The 14,894-nt window shown below is 48.4% G+C and carries 17 protein-coding genes; 9 read left to right on the top strand and 8 right to left on the bottom strand.

The features are described from left to right. The first annotated feature begins 83 nt into the window (after window positions 1-83). Window positions 84-644 (top strand): NUDIX hydrolase, encoded by a 561-nt coding sequence (locus F608_RS0109775; RefSeq protein ID WP_022665450.1) that lies wholly within the window; start codon window positions 84-86, stop codon window positions 642-644. 37 nt (window positions 645-681) lie between these two features. Here F608_RS0109775 and F608_RS0109780 read toward each other — a convergent pair whose 3' ends face one another. The 5 genes from F608_RS0109780 to F608_RS0109800 all read right to left on the bottom strand — a co-directional run bounded on the left by F608_RS0109780 (window position 682) and on the right by F608_RS0109800 (window position 5,071). Next, window positions 682-1,596 (bottom strand): HD-GYP domain-containing protein, encoded by a 915-nt coding sequence (locus tag F608_RS0109780; protein ID WP_022665451.1) that lies wholly within the window; start codon window positions 1,594-1,596, stop codon window positions 682-684. Window positions 1,597-1,731: 135 nt separating this feature from the next. Next, the gene (gene fdhD, locus F608_RS0109785) at window positions 1,732-2,532 is read right to left on the bottom strand and encodes a formate dehydrogenase accessory sulfurtransferase FdhD (RefSeq protein ID WP_022665452.1); all 801 of its coding nucleotides are present in this window, start codon (window positions 2,530-2,532) and stop codon (window positions 1,732-1,734) included. Between the two features lie 68 nt (window positions 2,533-2,600). Next, a complete protein-coding gene (gene pyrE / locus F608_RS0109790; RefSeq protein ID WP_022665453.1) occupies window positions 2,601-3,269 on the bottom strand; it encodes an orotate phosphoribosyltransferase in 669 nt (222 codons plus the stop codon). Window positions 3,270-3,320: 51 nt separating this feature from the next. Beyond that, window positions 3,321-4,160 carry a dihydroorotate dehydrogenase electron transfer subunit gene (locus tag F608_RS0109795; protein WP_022665454.1) on the bottom strand — a complete coding sequence of 280 codons (840 nt, stop codon included), beginning with the start codon at window positions 4,158-4,160 and terminating at the stop codon, window positions 3,321-3,323. After that, complete coding sequence (locus F608_RS0109800; RefSeq protein WP_022665455.1) at window positions 4,157-5,071, bottom strand: dihydroorotate dehydrogenase; 915 nt, start codon at window positions 5,069-5,071, stop codon at window positions 4,157-4,159. Before F608_RS0109800 ends, F608_RS0109795 begins: the two co-directional genes overlap by 4 nt. A gap of 592 nt (window positions 5,072-5,663) precedes the next feature. Between F608_RS0109800 and F608_RS0109815 the strand changes: the two genes are divergently transcribed. The 6 genes from F608_RS0109815 (at window position 5,664) to F608_RS31355 (ending at window position 10,599) form a co-directional block, all read left to right on the top strand. After that, entirely contained in the window at window positions 5,664-6,800 is a 1,137-nt protein-coding gene (locus F608_RS0109815) for a hypothetical protein (RefSeq protein ID WP_153307478.1), read from the top strand. A 161-nt stretch (window positions 6,801-6,961) separates the two neighbouring features. Then, window positions 6,962-7,636 (top strand): hypothetical protein, encoded by a 675-nt coding sequence (locus tag F608_RS0109820; RefSeq protein WP_022665459.1) that lies wholly within the window; start codon window positions 6,962-6,964, stop codon window positions 7,634-7,636. Between the two features lie 403 nt (window positions 7,637-8,039). Further along, on the top strand, window positions 8,040-8,318 hold the full coding sequence (locus F608_RS0109825) for a helix-turn-helix domain-containing protein (RefSeq protein WP_022665461.1): 279 nt from the start codon (window positions 8,040-8,042) through the stop codon (window positions 8,316-8,318). 99 nt (window positions 8,319-8,417) lie between these two features. Beyond that, entirely contained in the window at window positions 8,418-9,395 is a 978-nt protein-coding gene (locus F608_RS31350) for a hypothetical protein (RefSeq protein ID WP_051148516.1), read from the top strand. 19 nt (window positions 9,396-9,414) lie between these two features. Then, the gene (locus F608_RS0109835; protein WP_022665463.1) at window positions 9,415-9,912 is read left to right on the top strand and encodes a P-loop nucleotide/nucleoside kinase family protein; all 498 of its coding nucleotides are present in this window, start codon (window positions 9,415-9,417) and stop codon (window positions 9,910-9,912) included. Window positions 9,913-9,981: 69 nt separating this feature from the next. Continuing rightward, window positions 9,982-10,599: a TIGR04282 family arsenosugar biosynthesis glycosyltransferase gene (locus tag F608_RS31355; protein ID WP_022665464.1), complete on the top strand. Its 618-nt coding sequence runs from the start codon at window positions 9,982-9,984 to the stop codon at window positions 10,597-10,599. A 9-nt stretch (window positions 10,600-10,608) separates the two neighbouring features. Here F608_RS31355 and F608_RS0109845 read toward each other — a convergent pair whose 3' ends face one another. Then, entirely contained in the window at window positions 10,609-11,310 is a 702-nt protein-coding gene (locus F608_RS0109845; RefSeq protein WP_022665465.1) for a TIGR04283 family arsenosugar biosynthesis glycosyltransferase, read from the bottom strand. A 163-nt stretch (window positions 11,311-11,473) separates the two neighbouring features. Between F608_RS0109845 and F608_RS0109855 the strand changes: the two genes are divergently transcribed. After that, window positions 11,474-11,860, top strand: coding sequence for a hypothetical protein (locus F608_RS0109855; protein WP_022665467.1), 387 nt, complete (start codon window positions 11,474-11,476; stop codon window positions 11,858-11,860). A 92-nt stretch (window positions 11,861-11,952) separates the two neighbouring features. On the opposite strand, the gene F608_RS0109860 is transcribed toward F608_RS0109855, so the two are convergent. Next, window positions 11,953-12,480, bottom strand: coding sequence for a peptidylprolyl isomerase (locus tag F608_RS0109860; RefSeq protein ID WP_022665468.1), 528 nt, complete (start codon window positions 12,478-12,480; stop codon window positions 11,953-11,955). Window positions 12,481-12,701: 221 nt separating this feature from the next. Between F608_RS0109860 and F608_RS0109865 the strand changes: the two genes are divergently transcribed. Beyond that, window positions 12,702-13,472: an MBL fold metallo-hydrolase gene (locus tag F608_RS0109865; protein WP_022665469.1), complete on the top strand. Its 771-nt coding sequence runs from the start codon at window positions 12,702-12,704 to the stop codon at window positions 13,470-13,472. A gap of 9 nt (window positions 13,473-13,481) precedes the next feature. Here the strand turns inward: F608_RS0109865 and F608_RS0109870 are convergent, their stop codons facing one another. After that, window positions 13,482-14,657, bottom strand: coding sequence for an acetate/propionate family kinase (locus tag F608_RS0109870; RefSeq protein ID WP_027362629.1), 1,176 nt, complete (start codon window positions 14,655-14,657; stop codon window positions 13,482-13,484). Window positions 14,658-14,894 lie beyond the last annotated feature (237 nt).

A 14,894-nucleotide genomic window follows, 5' to 3' on the forward strand; every position in this document is an offset into this window, starting at 1 on the left:
CGGACTTGTACAGAAACTGGATTTCCTGTATGGATACGGAAAGAAAATTATTGGGGGAGGAAAGGAAAACCTGGGAAATATAAATGAGCATAAAATTCTGTAATATCTGCGGGGCAGAGGTTGAAAAGGCAATCCCAAGGGATGACGACCATGTGCGGGCCGTGTGCACCCGATGCGGGAACATCCAGTATGAAAATCCCAAAATGGTGGTGGGGTGCCTCCCGGTCCTGGAAGACAGGATTCTCATGTGCCGGCGGAATATTGAACCCAGAAAAGGAATGTGGACCCTGCCGGCAGGATATCTTGAAAACGGTGAATCCGTCCAGGACGGGGCTGTGCGGGAGAGCTTCGAAGAGACCGGATCCCGGGTGAGGCTCATCGCCCCCTACCGGATGTTTAATATTGTCTTTGTCCGCCAGATCTATCTCATTTTCAGGGCAGATCTTCTGGATGAGAATTTCGGCCCCACCACGGAAAGCCTGGAAGTCAAATTGTTTGATCCGGACCGGATCCCCTGGGATGAGATGGCCTTTGAAGTGATCCGCCAGACCCTGAAGGACTATCTTTCGGACCGAAAAAACCAGGCCTTTGATTTCAGGATAAAAGACCTGGCGCCGCCGCCGGCAGGTTTCAAACTCGGTTAAACTCCAGGATCAGTCCCCCCGGCACTATCCGGAATTCTTACCTGATCAGGCAGGATGTAAACTGTTTGAAAATCTTTTTGGAAAATTTCCCTCCAAGAGTCTCATCCTTGATCAAACTCAGGGAGTCAAAGGGTTTTTTCCGTTTCCTGAACTCCTTGGTCCAATAGGTCAGGGATTCGTAGGAGTCAATAAGCCCGATGACCTGGCTTTCATAGGCGATATCCCGGGTCTGATGGGGGTAACCGCTGCCGTCTATTCTCTCGTGGTGCTCCAGGGCGATCCGGGAAACCAGTTCATTAAAATTCGTGGTCTGGACGATAATTTCATGGCCGAAAAGCGTATGGCCGGAATAGATTTTAAACTCTTTTTCCGTGAGCCGCTCTTTTTTTTCTATAATGGCTTTGTCGATTTCCACGGTTCCCACATCATGGATAAGCGCGCCCAGACCCATCCACTTTGTCCGGCTTCTGTCCATGCCGTGGAAGAGACAGAACTGAAGGACCAGCGCCGTAACATTGACCGAGTGCTCCACCATGACCCTGGACTTTGCCGCAATCCGGGTCAAATAATCCAGGGCCCGGCGATCTTCCTCGTATGCATCCAGCAGAATTTCAATGGTCTCGGGCAGGGCGTCCATGACCTTTTCCTGGCCCGGGGTCAGGGCCTCATCCACAATCCGGCAGAGGGTGTCCTTAACCTGATTCAGCCCTCCGGCCGCGATACTTTCCCGGATTCCCCCATTCATGGAGGCGGTCATCTCTTCCAGGGCACTGTCCCTGTCCCCGGCCCGGATAAAAAGATCGGGAAGCCCGGGATCCTTGGCCCAGAATTGATCCAGCACACTGCCTTCCCTTTTATAGAGGACAAACTCCCCGTCCGTTGGCTGGTGGAACAGGGAAACATCCTTTAACAATAAAACATGGGAAGATCTTACAGGCAGATATTCGCTCATAATGTCAGTATGATCGCCTTTTTTTATTTTAAAAATGTTCCGGAAGCCTGTGCGGCTTAATTTCAGGGAATCGTAAGATAAAAATTAAAACAATTGAATGGAGATGTCAACCAGGGGGGCTGAACCGGAACCGGATCACCGGGCCAGGATCCGCCGGGCATGGGTGAACACGGCGAAATTGGTTCTCCGGACAAAGCCGGCGATGGTGATGCCCATCTCCTCTGCCAGCAGGACGCTCTGGTGGGTGGGGGCCCCCCTGGAGGCCAGAATGGGGATATCCAGCCGCCGGGCCTTGTGAAGGATCTCAGAGGAAATCCGGCCCGTGGTGGCCAGGACGATATTGCTGCAGTCTGTCCCCTCCATGAGCAGGGTGCCGATGATCTTGTCCACGGCATTGTGACGGCCGATATCGTCGATGTGAAACCCGGGAAGGGCCCCGTTGACGCTCACGGCAGCCGAATGGACCCCGCCCGTGGTATTGTGGAGAGTGGAGCATTTCTGGAGCCAGCCCATGGTGCGGATGATATCCTCTCCCGGGATCCGGACGGAACTCTCAATGGGATGGCGGCCGGAAAGCTCCATCATGGAGGTGTACATCACCCCTTTGCCGCATCCCGAGGTATAGACTCTTTTCCCCAGCAGATCCGGATCCATGAGATCCCTTACCCGGATCTCCATGCGCCACTTTTTCCGGTCCAGGTCCATGCCGAGGATATCGTCTGCAGCCTTGATAAAGCCGGATGTAAACAAAAAACCGCAGGCAAAGGCCTTGAGATGGGAAGGGGTGCACATGAGTGTGGCGATTTCCCGGTCATTGACCTCAAAGGTCAGGGGGACTTCCGCCGCCACATGGGTCTGCTCCTCTTTCAAAGAATGATTCCGGTACCGGGTAATGGTGTGGGGGATCATCTCCCCCAGTTCATTGTCATGATCCATTTCCACATCCCCTTTTCATTGCCGACGGGAATCCAGGTTTGGCAGACGGGTGAGTTTTCGTCCAAACACTAGTCTGCTCCGTAGGTGTCGAGGTATAGATCTATTTTATCCATCATGGGCTTATCCAAAACCACTTTACCGCTCACCTCCCGGTTGAACAGATATTCCTTGATATCCGTGAGGGTGACAATGGAAAAAATGGGAATTCCCAGGATCTCCTCCACCTCTTTAAGGGCGTTTTTCTCGGTCTTGCCCTTTTCCTGGCGGTTTACGCTGATGACGATGCCCTTGACCCGGGGATTTTCACAGGTCTTCAGGATATCCAGGGACTCCCGGATGGCCTTGCCCGAGGTGATGACATCGTCCACCAGGATGAGCCGGGTCTGACCGGTCAGTGTCATACCCACCACCTGGCTCTTGTCGGCATAGGTTTTGGCCTCTTTTCTGTTGAACACGTAGCCCTTGTCCAGGCCTGCCTCGGACAGGGCCATGGCCGCAGAGATGCAGAGGGGAATTCCCTTGTAGGCCGGACCGTAGATCCCGTCGAAATCCGAGCCGAAATGCTCCTGAACCGCCCTGGCATAGTAAGTTCCCAGTTTTTTGATTTTTCCACCGGTGTCAAACATGCCCGTATTGATAAAATAGGGGGCGATTCTCCCGCTCTTCAACTCAAACTCCCCGAACTTCAAGGCACCGCATTCCACCAGAAACTCGATAAACTCTTCCTTATAGGTCATGAAACTTCCTTTCTCTGCTCTTGCTGTTCTCGCTGATAACTGTTCTCGCTTTCAGGAACATCTCCAGGTTGCATACTCCTCTAACCTCACCGGCTTCCCCGATTTAAGCAGGGCCGTCCGGTTAAAATCCTCCAGGGTGCGGAGAATTTCGGATCCAAAAACCGGGCCGTCGCTGCAGACCACCTGCCCTCCGCAGACACAGGCTCCGCAGACCCCGAATCCGCACCGCATATACCGTTCCAGGGAAACCTGGCAGGGAAGGCCATGGTCTTCACAGATTTCAAACACCCGGTGCATCATGATCTCAGGGCCGCAGGCATAGACCATGTCCAAGGGTTTTTGCCCGGATTGGGTCCGGGTATGAATCTCCTCTTCCAGGAGATCGGTGACAAAGCCTTTATGGCCCAGGCTGCCGTCGTCTGTGCAGATCCTCCGGTCAAGTTCAAACCGGTCCGGATAGAGAATAAACTCTTTGGACCGGGCTCCGTGGATCAGGCAGACCTTGGGATCCAGTTGCTCCACCAGACAGGCCAGGGGGGCCATGCCGCATCCCCCGGCCACCACAGCCACATCCGGGGATGAAATAATCTCAAATCCCTTCCCAAAGGGGCCTCTGAATCCCACAAGATCCCCGGGAGAAAGGCTGACCGCCTTCTTTGAAAAAAGGCCCTTGGCCTCCACGGTGATGCCGAAGCGGTCCGGGGAATGATAGGAAATAGTATAGGGCTTTTCATCGACTCCCGGAATCCAGACCATGACAAACTGGCCGGGGCTAAAATCCATGGGAGCATCGAAAAACAGGGTGGCAAAGGTGGGGCCGTGAACCTGAACTTCCGCTACCCGGATCATGACGGGTTTCTGTTCTTCTCTGTGTTTTGTGTCCGGGTTCATTTTGACCCTTCCTTTCCATGGGCCGCGCCGATGATATCCTTGATGTCTGTATCATGATCCCCAAGCCAGGATGAAAGTTCCGAGTTCACCTCATCAAACACCTTCATGCCCCGGTAGAGAACGGCGGATCCCATGCCCACCAGACTGGCCCCGGCCATGATCATCTCCACGGCATCCTTTCCCGTGGTGATGCCTCCCAGGCCGATGATGGGGATGGATACGGCCCGGAATATGTCATAGACGCATCTGACGGCAATGGGGCGGATCATGGGGCCGGACAATCCCCCCTTTTTAAAAGCCAGCACCGGCATTCTGGATTCAATGTCAATGACCATTCCCGGTCCTGCCGTATTCACGGCGCAGATGGCGTCGGCACCGGCATCCTCACAGGCTTTGGCGATTTTCCCGATATCCGGGGCCTGGGGGGTGAGCTTGGCGATCAGGGGAACGTCGATGACCTTTTTCACGGCCGACACCACCTCAAAGGAAGAGGTCTCGTCAATGCCGAAGATCATGCCGTGCTGCTCGGAGTTGGGACAGGAGATATTGATCTCTAGGAAATCGGGATTTCTTTTGGACACCGATTCCGCCACCATCTGATATTCCTTTACCGATCCCCCGTAGATACTGGCGTTCAGGGGAAAGGTTCTCTTTTCCAGGGCTGCCCATTCCTCATCCATATTGTCAAACCCGGGAGAGGGCAGGCCCACGGCATTGATCATCCCGTGGCCCAGATTGATGACCGTGGGATTTTTATGCCCGTCCCGGGGCCCGGGCCCGATGGACTTCATGGTCACCAGGCCGCAGCCGCTGTCAAAGACCCGCTGGAGGCTGTCAAAACTGGAGCCCAGCACCCCTGAGGCCAGCACGGTCGGATTTTTCAATTTTTTTCCCAGGAAAAGAACTTCCATGGCAGATATTTTATCCCCTCTTTGTTAATCTTTATCCGGTCCTTTTACCATAAACCAGGATCCTTTTTCCATGATTTTTGTCTCCATCCCCCCGGCTGGAAAAAAAAAGGCGGGGAAGGAATAGACACTTCTAAAACCCTTTCCAAATGCCACAATTATCATCACCGGTTCTCCTATCGGGGGAGGCCGGGGCGGACTGCGGCGGAGACATCGAGTGGGATTTTGTAGAGCCTCTTGCTTGGATCACACGGTTAAAAAGGGAAACTGTCTGAACGAAGTGAGTTTTTCCCTTTCCGTGTGGTTCAAGTTAGAGGCTCTCAAAATTCTTCACTCTTCGGAGGCGCAGTCTGTTCCGGCCGGGGATGAAGATTCTTGCCACTTCAAACCGGACTGCTCAGGAATTACCACCACCTTTGAAACACGGACCACACTCTCCTCGAATATTGATTATATGTAAAACCGCATAATCAATATCAGTGGAATCCCTTGACTTTTCAATGGGTTTTACATATGGGGTTTGGGGAAAGAGTAAAAAATCGGAAATTACGTAAATACATATAATCTATGTTATGTTTCCTAACTTACAATTCATATGAATACAAAACAAATTAAAAAACCGCGTTTTTATTTCAATTCTCAAAAATCTGCGAGAGCAAGCATTTATTTGTTATTCATCGTTGGCTTCATTTTAATGATCATGGCTTTTACAAGCTACCTCTCTTATGAGAACAAAGGTTATATTACTGTACCCCAAAAATCTGGGTCAATTGAGATTCATGGGACAGATGCCATGACCACTATTTATTTCTATGCAGGATGCTCGGTTTTACTATTTGGTTTGGGCTTATATTTTACCTTCATGTATATTCGTATCCAAAATGCCCAAAAGTGGTCATCAGATAAAATAGTGCCCGAAGAATGTACCCCTCTAAAAATAATTTGCCCGGCATGTTTGAAAAAACAAACCGTATGTGCTTCATCAGAAAATTTATGCCCAAAATGTAGTACCCAAATGGAAGATCAAAAAACGTATTTTGCCAAACCTGAGAACACACCTCTGGAAACAGTTATAGTTAATAAGGCTTCTAAAGCTATATCCGGGTACGAAAAATTTTATAGCTCGCTATACCCTGATTTCAGTGAATTATCTGTTTTCTTAATTGGTTATACACTCATTCTCTTGTTCATATTTAATCTTGAATGTAGAAGGGAAACTATAGAACTTCTTTTACCAAGCACTAAACACGCAGGTACACCTTCGGTACTGCATATCTGCATATCCTTAACAGCCTCGATAGTAATAGTTTTTGGGATAATTACCTCTTTTACACATCTTTTGATTGCGTCTAAAAAAGATGCCTTTTCTGTATTCTGTATGAAAATATTTGGACTTACAATTTTAGGTTTTATTGGATTTAAGAGTGGCTTTTATGTTTTTGAAAATCAAAACTACTTATATATAATTTCTCCTGCTTGGAATTTAATTATGGGAGCAATCTGTTATACAGGTCTTGCCATGATAGATGAAGTACCTTTCAATCAAGACGATTCAAAATATTTGCAGACTTTTTTAAGTTTAGTTTTAGTCTCAATAGTTTTTTATTTTTTGAACAATGTTTTAAAATTATATTGGCCTATTATTTTTTCGATATGTATCAATTATGTAGTCTGTATTAATAAAGGAGCTGTTAATTCAAAATTCTTAAAATTGTACAGCATTCAACGGTAAACATAACCCATTCACTGGACGGGACCGCGAGCAGCTCAGGCACCTTTTTGAAGCGCCTTGGCGCAGCCCGTCAGTTCACCGTTCACCGATCAATCAGACTGCGTCTGCTTGATCGGTGAACGGCGCCGGTCAGCACCGCATTATATTTCGAAAGATAGTAAATGGAACTGATCATAATAATAGCCACATTAACAAGCGGACTCGCAGCGGTTTGGTATTTTTGGGACAAGATAAAAGAAATAGCGAATAATCTTTTCCACTCTAAAGGTAATATACTGTCAGATAATTTTGAAATGTTTGAAGGATGGCTGACTTATCGAGATGGGAATGTATTGCATAGCGATGAGATTGCTCATACAGGAAAATTTTGTCTTAAAAAGACCGGTTTTAATGATCCTAATGGCGGGATTAAAGAATTCAAAAAAGTAGGAAGAGGCCTTTTGTTTTCTGGATGGCTACATCGACCTTCAAGTAGTGATGGTGGGCCTGCTGATCGATTATCGATAGAGGATCGTGACGGAAATGGCTATGGGTTTGCAATTCGTCACGAAGAAGAAAATTTTCAGATTGTAATTGAAACCAGAATTGAAGGTGCATTTGAAAAGAATATAGCAAGAGCCACGATTGAATCTCATTTTAAGTCTCTTAGGGATGTGTGGTACCAGTTTAATTTCCAAATTACCAAAGCAAATACAATCACTTTAACAATAGATTGTGAAGGGCAAAGGGTCGGTAATATATCTGCCGATGATTTAAGGTATAATAAATTTCACAGAGTGGCTGTTCATGGTGGTTATTCTTACTTTGTGGATGAAATAAAAATTAGAAGAATATAACCTCTGCTTTAAGAGGGATTTTTGCTCCGTTGCCGCTACGCAAAAACCCCTCAAGCATATGTTATGCCTCTCCATAACCACCTTGACTTATCTTATTTAATAAGGTATTAATATTAATAATGTGGCGCATCCGAGAACATCACAAATTAAATAAGGTTGTTGAAAAACTACCATTGCAGATCGTAAAAAAATACGAACTTTGGAAAAGTATCGTTTTTCGACATGGTCCAGATAAATTAAAAGAATTTCCTGGTTTTCATGATGAAAAATTAAAGGGAGACCGTGAAGGGCAACGATCATCCCGGCTCAACGTTCAATATCGGGTTATTTATTCTATCGGAAAAGAGGGTGCTACGATTTATGTAATTGATATAACACCACATAAATATTAGTGGGGGCTAAAATGATGAAAACCAATAAATCGAATTATATACCGGCAAAACAGCATACTGTCTTAACTACTGGGGAAGTGATTAAAATGCTGCGCGAATTGAAAGGATGGACTCAGGAGGAATTAGCTAAATATTGCTCAATCAATGCAAAAAATATCAGTATGCTTGAAAATGATAAGATAGAAATTGGGAAAAAGAGAGCCCTGCAACTTGCAACTGCATTTGATGTGCATCCTGCTATTATTATGTTTCCCGAATACGAATCAAAAGAAATCCAAAAGGTGGCATAGCCTGTCGCTGGTACGGACGCAAAACAACCGCGCCGCAGAGTTCAACAGCTGTGTGGTAAAAACGATCTATAAAATTTTTAGCTAACGAAATCGAGTGCTATGAAAAATTTAACCCGGACTTCAGTCACATTGATTCTGACTTCTCTATTTTGTTTATTCTTTTTACCAGCGTATTCCAAAGACGCAGGGTCTCTTATTGAAGTAACGCCAGCAGTTAAAGAGTACGCGTTCAATCTAATAAAACCCATTCTTGATTCATATGATAAGAAAGATGAATTCTCTCAGTTGTTGAAAGTATTAGAAATAATAGCAGATCCTGAACTTGGTGTTCAAACAAACGCGATCGAACCGAGCAAATTCATAATTTACGATAAATTAGAAATACTAAAACTTGGGATACTCTGCACATTAAATCTTACATCTCGACAAAAACAACTTCTAAAAAATTGGCGTTCAAAATTTATGCAGTCGAATCCGGCAGATGTCTTTTTTGCCCCCTCTGCAGATGACATTATCAAAACAAGAGCGGCTTTTGGTTGTTCACATTATGCCAGATCGTTCATTGCAGTAGTAAAAGCGCTTCATTTGGTAACTAATCCCAAAGATATCCGTTACACGATTAGCAGTGAGTCAGATACTTATAATCAGGCCCTGACTAGACAAGATAAAGAAATGACAATCAATGGTCATCAATTCGTAATCATTAAGATTTCTAATAGATGGATAGCACTAAATACTTCCAAAAGTGAATGGGTACAACTCCCTGATGGCTTTACACCGGAATCTGTTGCTCCTCCTAGAAATATTTCCATTCGCTTTCCCTCCTATCCCGAAATTACGTTCTTGTTTAGGAAAATCGGAGTGGACATCAATGACGATTGTGGTGATAATTCATTGATTGCTTTAATGAACATCTATCGGTCAGGAGATAAAAATAATCCAAACTTTAAATGGAATACATATACAAAGACTATCAGCAAATCACACACGACAAATGCATTGAGAGGGGCTTTACCCGCCGCTTCGCAGGGTGCAAAGCCCCTCATGCCCGCATTATACGTTTCTATGATTAAATGAATTGAACAATGGGAATCAAATGAAAGCAAATGGGAGATTGATTTTTTTCTGCGGAAAAATGGGTGCCGGGAAAACGACAAAATCTAAAAAAGTGGCACACGATCAGAATGCTGTGCTTATTTCCGAAGATGAATGGTTAGGATCTCTGTTTCCAGGACAAATTACAAAATTTGATGACTATCTTAAATTTTCTCGTCAATTAAAGCCACTGGTAACATCACATGTCCAAAATATTTTACGCACAGGGACTGATGTGGTTATGGACTTTCCGGCTAATACTGTTTCTCAGCGACGATGGTTTAAAACATTATATTCTGAAATCGATGCTCCTCATGAACTGATTTATATGAATATCAGTGACGAAATCTGCCTTAAACAGATCGCACAAAGGCGGCTTGAGCAACCAGAAAGAGCATCATTTGACACAGAAGAAGTCTTTCATCATGTAACCAGTTTTTTTGAAGAGCCAAATGCAGATGAAGGTTTTAATATCAAGAGAATTGAGGGGAGCGTATAACTTCTGCTGTAGCGGCGACGGCAAAAAGCCGCCGCGGGTTAAGCAACCACTGTAGAAAACTTAAGGATAATGGACAAAACAAAACAAAACCAAATCATCCTATTTCTAAGGGCTCCGGAAAAAGGAAAGGTAAAAACCCGGCTGGCCCGGGACCTGGGGGAAACCAGGGCCCTTGAACTCTATAAAAAATTTGCCGGATCCGTGCTCACGGCGGCCCGGAGTTCGGGAGCCCGGACAGACATCGCTTTCTGCCCTTCAGACAAATTATCCCTGATGGAGTCCTGGCTTGGAAAGGAGCATTCTTTTTTCCCCCAGGCCGGGAAAGACCTGGGAGAGCGGATGGCCCATGCCCTGGCCCATGCCTTTGAAACCGGTGCCCAAAAGGCGGTTCTGGCCGGATCCGATATCCCTGAAATCAGATCCGACCACTTTGTCCGGGCCTTTAATTTTCTTGACCGGCACGGCATGGTTATCGGCCCCAGTGTTGACGGCGGGTACTGGCTCATCGGATTCAGGCGGGAAAGCTTTACCCCCCGGATTTTCCAGGGCATAGAATGGAGCACGGACAGGGTTTTCCCTGCCACCCTGACCCTTGCCGCAGAATCCGGTCTGTCCCTGGGATGCCTGCCTCTTCTCAGGGACGTTGATACCGCAGAAGATCTTGAAAAACTCGGAGGAGATTTTTAGTCATTACATTCAATAGTACCGGACAAGGCGTTTGGGACTGACCCCCAGGGAGTATAAACAGATCAGCACCCAGTTTCTCAGGGTGGTATAGACGATCCCCTGTTTTTCCCACCTCCGGGCAGAGGTTGAGACGGCATGGTCAAGGAAAACAGGCCGGACTCCCCGTGTCCGGATCTTTTTCATGAGGCCCACATCCTCCATGATGGGTTCCCGGGGGAATCCTCCAAGCCGCTCAAAGAACGGCCCGGATATGAAAATACCCTGATCTCCGTAGGGGATCCGGGTCAGCCGGGACCGGGTTGAAGCGGTTTTCTCAATGATCCGGAAGATCTTTTTCCGGGAGTTGATATGCAGGTCAAATGCCCCGCAGAATGTGCTTGGTCTGCTCTTCTGCCAAAAACTCTGGAGCATCGCTTCCATGCCGGTCCGGTCCGGGAAGGTGTCGGCATGGAGAAAAAAGAGAAGATCCCCCCTGGCCCTGGCGGCTCCTGCGTTCATCTGAATCCCCCTCCCTTTGCCGGATTCAACCAGGACAAGATCCCGTGACCCGGGCAGGTTCCTCCTGACATGGGCCAGGGTGGAAGCCCGGGACTCCCCGTCGCAGAGGATGATCTCGAATCTGCAGGGCAGATCCAGTTCCCGGATCCGGGCGATGGTCCCGCAGATGACCTTGTTTTCCCGGTAAACCGGAATAATGATGGACAGATCCATGGGGGTTTTCTATCATACTCTGCGGGCGAAGGACAAGGCCGTCCGGACAGGGTTTTCCCTTATAATGAATCCGGCTGCCGGAGTTTGGGGCTTGATTTTCCCAGGCAGGTTAGATAAATAGAAAATCTAAGGGTAAAAAAAAATCTCAAACTTAGGAAGGAAAATGACGGATCAACTCCTATTGGAAAATGTTTTTTCACAGGAATCCCTTGACAGGCTCATGCCCCCGGAAAAAAGCGATGCATTCTTCGAGGCCCTGTACGGCGATGCCTCGGAAGGGGCTTACGATATACGGTTGGAGTGTATTTCCCGGGGAGCCAACCGGGTGGTTCTGGCCTTCAATCTGACCCAGCGGCCCGGCAAATGCCTGGTATGCAGCCTGACCTACGGTCTGCCCAATGTCTTTTTGCGCCATCCCCTGATCAATATCAAGGGGATGATTCAGAAGATCGAAGAGGCCGGTGTTCCGGTCAAAAAATGGCAGCTGGGCAATACCGAAGAAGACAGCAAGACCCTCCATGTGATTCCCCTGTATCTTGATATTGAATAACCCCAAACGCTACATAAAACTTTGAGAAAAGAGAAAAAGGCCGGGAAACCCTGTTTCCCGGCCTTTTTTTATCGTCCTGATTCTGCTCTGTTTTATTTCGGCAGTTTGGGGAAGGCCTTGCTCAGTTTTTTATTCCACTCATCCACCTTGGCCTTTACCTTTTTCAGCAATGAGCCGGTATTGCCCTTGATGGTAATGCTGTCTATGGTATCTCCCTGGGCGATGCTGTCCACGACCTTCTGATCTTCCTCCCCCTGGACCACGCCGAATACGGTGTGCATCCCGTCCAGGTGGGGTGTGGGACCGTGGGTGATGAAGAACTGGCTTCCATTGGTTCCGGGGCCGGCATTGGCCATGGAAAGGATTCCCGGCCGGTCATGTTTGAGATCTTTTTTGAACTCATCTTCAAATTCATATCCAGGCCCGCCCATGCCGTTGCCGTAAGGACATCCGCCCTGGATCATGAAGTCGGCAATGACCCGGTGGAATTTGAGGCCGTTGTAATACTCCCTTTGGGCAAGGTTGATAAAGTTGCCGCAGGTAGTCGGGGTTTTGTCTGCAAAGAGTGTCAGGTTGATGGTGCCTTTGCTGGTTTCCATGATGGCTGTGAGATCTGCCATGTTCATCTCCTTCTTAAAGTCAAAAGCTTCGAGTCAAAAGCCCGGAGCCGGAGGTCTTAGGCCGGACACTGGGACTTTTTTGCTAACCGAAAATAAAAATTTCTCTGAAAATAAGACCTGGTTTTAAATTGTCAAATTCCCTAAAAGAAATTACCATGGGTCCAGGACTTGTATCGCTTTTGCCTTTGGACTTTCGGCTTTTGACCCATAAGGAGGAACAAATGGAAATTACCTGGCTGGGCACCGCAGGGTTCAGGATTCAGACCCGGAACCTTGATTTTCTCATTGATCCCTATATCAGCCGGAATGCCCGGGCCAGGCCAATCCAGCCCCTCACCCCGGAAAACCTGAGACCGGTCTCACATGTCTTCCTGTCCCACGGCCATTTTGACCATGCTGCCGACCTGCCCCGGATCCGGCCCGGAAACCTTTACTGCTCCAAATCCCTTGGGCCGGGTCTGATCCGGCAGGGTCTTTCCCCGGACAGCCTGACCCTGGTGGACCGGGACGGCTGGGAAAAGGATGTGGACGGGGTAAAGGCCCGGGCTTTTTTCAGCCGGCATATCCGGTTTGACCCGCGCCTGGTGCTCAGCCGGATCAAGGGTATACTTCCTGAATTTTTACCCTGTTTCAAGCTCTTTCTGGCCTGGCCCTGCGGCCGGGTATTGAGCTGGCGCTTTGTCCTGGAGAATAAAACCATCCACTTTTTCGGCAGCGGGGGATCCAAAAGGCAGGAACTGGAACGGATTGCCCGGGAAGGCCCCTTGGATCTTCTCATGATCCCCCTCCAGGGCCACTCCAACATTCACAAAATCGCCCTGGAATATGTGAGGATTCTTAAACCCGGAGCCGTGATTCCCCATCACTTTGATAATTTTTTCCCCCCGGTTTCGCGGCAGGAGGATCTTTCCTCCTTTGTGGAGGAACTGGGCCGAGAATTCCCGGAAACCCGGCTGTTCCTGCCCCGGATGAACCGGCCCATTCCCTTTTAGAACCGGCCTTTACCGTTCAAGGACTTCACAGGTTTCCATGGCGATCTGAAGCTCTTCATTGGTGGGGACCACCCAGATCTGAACCCGGCTTATATCCTTGTGGATGGCCCGGGCCTGACCGGAACGGATTTTATTTTTTTCTTCATCCAAATCAATTCCCAGAAAATCCAACTCCTCCAGGATCCTGGCCCTGACAATATCGTCATTCTCCCCGATTCCGGCCGTAAAGACCAGGCCGTCCACCCGGCCCAGGGCCGCAGCACTGGAACCGATATACTTTTTGATCTGGTAGGCAAACATATCCACGGCAAGGATCGCCAAGCGGTCTCCCTTTTGGGCAAGGGCATGGATATCCCTTAAGTCGTTGTGGCCGCAGATTCCCTTGAGCCCGCTCTTCTTGTTGAGGACCTCGTCCATCTCTTTCTGGCTCATCCCGGTATGATCCATGAGATACCCGAAAATGGCCGGATCCAGATCGCCGGTCCGGGTTCCCATCATGACTCCGGCCAGGGGCGTCATGCCCATGGAGGTATCCACACATCTCCCGCCTTTTACGGCGGATATGGAACATCCGTTCCCAAGATGAAGGGTGATCAGATTGATTTCCCGGGCCGGTTTTTCCATGAGTTCGGCTGCCCGGCCCGCCACATATTTATGGGAGGTGCCGTGGAACCCGTATTTCCGGATCTTGTACTTCTGATAATACTCATAGGGAAGTCCATAGAGAAAAGCCTTTTCCGGCAGGGTCTGGTGGAAATTGGTATCGAATACAGCCACCTGGGGCTTGCCCGGAAACAGGTCTTCAGCCACCTCAATGCCGATGAGATTGGGGGGATTGTGCAAAGGGGCCAGGCTGTTGTTTTCCCGGACGGCTTCCTTTACGGCCTGGTCAATGATAACGGCCTCCTTGAAGGCCTCTCCCCCCTGGACCACCCGGTGGCCAACGGCATCGATATTATGGGTGATCAGGGAGGCTGCCAGGTGCATGGCCTCCCTATGGTCCTCTATTTTCTGCTCAAGCCGGGTTTTCTCCTCCCGGCCTTTGGAAAAATCCTTATGATTCAACACCCCCTGTTCCTCACCAATCCGCTCCACCACTCCGCCTGCCATGGAAACGGTGGTATCCATATCGAACAATTGGTATTTTAAAGAAGATGATCCGGTATTTACCACGAGTATATTCATTGTTTTTCCTCTGTACCCTATTTCTATTCCCAGGCCTTTTCCCTGCCGCTCCGGCCCAAAAAGATTGTCAAAAAGGCGCATCATACATCATGGGCCTAAAACGGATCAAGTTAAAATCATTTGAAGAAAAGAGAAAAGCCCCTTATCCCGTCTTTCCGGCTTTGCCTGCTTTGGGCTTTTTTTCGCGGACCCTGCTATTTCAATTGAATTCACCGGTCAAACCCTATATATGAGACC

It is taken from the genome of Desulfospira joergensenii DSM 10085 (assembly GCF_000420085.1).
In the GTDB taxonomy this organism is placed as follows: Bacteria; Desulfobacterota; Desulfobacteria; order Desulfobacterales; family Desulfobacteraceae; genus Desulfospira; species Desulfospira joergensenii.

Coding starts and splice junctions, on each gene's coding strand:
- F608_RS0109775 (WP_022665450.1), top strand. CDS start 84: ATGAGCATAAAATTCTGTAATATCTGCGGGGCAGAGGTTGAAAAGGCA.
- F608_RS0109780 (WP_022665451.1), bottom strand. CDS start 1,596: ATGAGCGAATATCTGCCTGTAAGATCTTCCCATGTTTTATTGTTAAAG.
- fdhD (WP_022665452.1), bottom strand. CDS start 2,532: ATGGATCATGACAATGAACTGGGGGAGATGATCCCCCACACCATTACC.
- pyrE (WP_022665453.1), bottom strand. CDS start 3,269: ATGACCTATAAGGAAGAGTTTATCGAGTTTCTGGTGGAATGCGGTGCC.
- F608_RS0109795 (WP_022665454.1), bottom strand. CDS start 4,160: ATGAACCCGGACACAAAACACAGAGAAGAACAGAAACCCGTCATGATC.
- F608_RS0109800 (WP_022665455.1), bottom strand. CDS start 5,071: ATGGAAGTTCTTTTCCTGGGAAAAAAATTGAAAAATCCGACCGTGCTG.
- F608_RS0109815 (WP_153307478.1), top strand. CDS start 5,664: ATGAATACAAAACAAATTAAAAAACCGCGTTTTTATTTCAATTCTCAA.
- F608_RS0109820 (WP_022665459.1), top strand. CDS start 6,962: ATGGAACTGATCATAATAATAGCCACATTAACAAGCGGACTCGCAGCG.
- F608_RS0109825 (WP_022665461.1), top strand. CDS start 8,040: ATGATGAAAACCAATAAATCGAATTATATACCGGCAAAACAGCATACT.
- F608_RS31350 (WP_051148516.1), top strand. CDS start 8,418: ATGAAAAATTTAACCCGGACTTCAGTCACATTGATTCTGACTTCTCTA.
- F608_RS0109835 (WP_022665463.1), top strand. CDS start 9,415: ATGAAAGCAAATGGGAGATTGATTTTTTTCTGCGGAAAAATGGGTGCC.
- F608_RS31355 (WP_022665464.1), top strand. CDS start 9,982: ATGGACAAAACAAAACAAAACCAAATCATCCTATTTCTAAGGGCTCCG.
- F608_RS0109845 (WP_022665465.1), bottom strand. CDS start 11,310: ATGGATCTGTCCATCATTATTCCGGTTTACCGGGAAAACAAGGTCATC.
- F608_RS0109855 (WP_022665467.1), top strand. CDS start 11,474: ATGACGGATCAACTCCTATTGGAAAATGTTTTTTCACAGGAATCCCTT.
- F608_RS0109860 (WP_022665468.1), bottom strand. CDS start 12,480: ATGGCAGATCTCACAGCCATCATGGAAACCAGCAAAGGCACCATCAAC.
- F608_RS0109865 (WP_022665469.1), top strand. CDS start 12,702: ATGGAAATTACCTGGCTGGGCACCGCAGGGTTCAGGATTCAGACCCGG.
- F608_RS0109870 (WP_027362629.1), bottom strand. CDS start 14,657: ATGAATATACTCGTGGTAAATACCGGATCATCTTCTTTAAAATACCAA.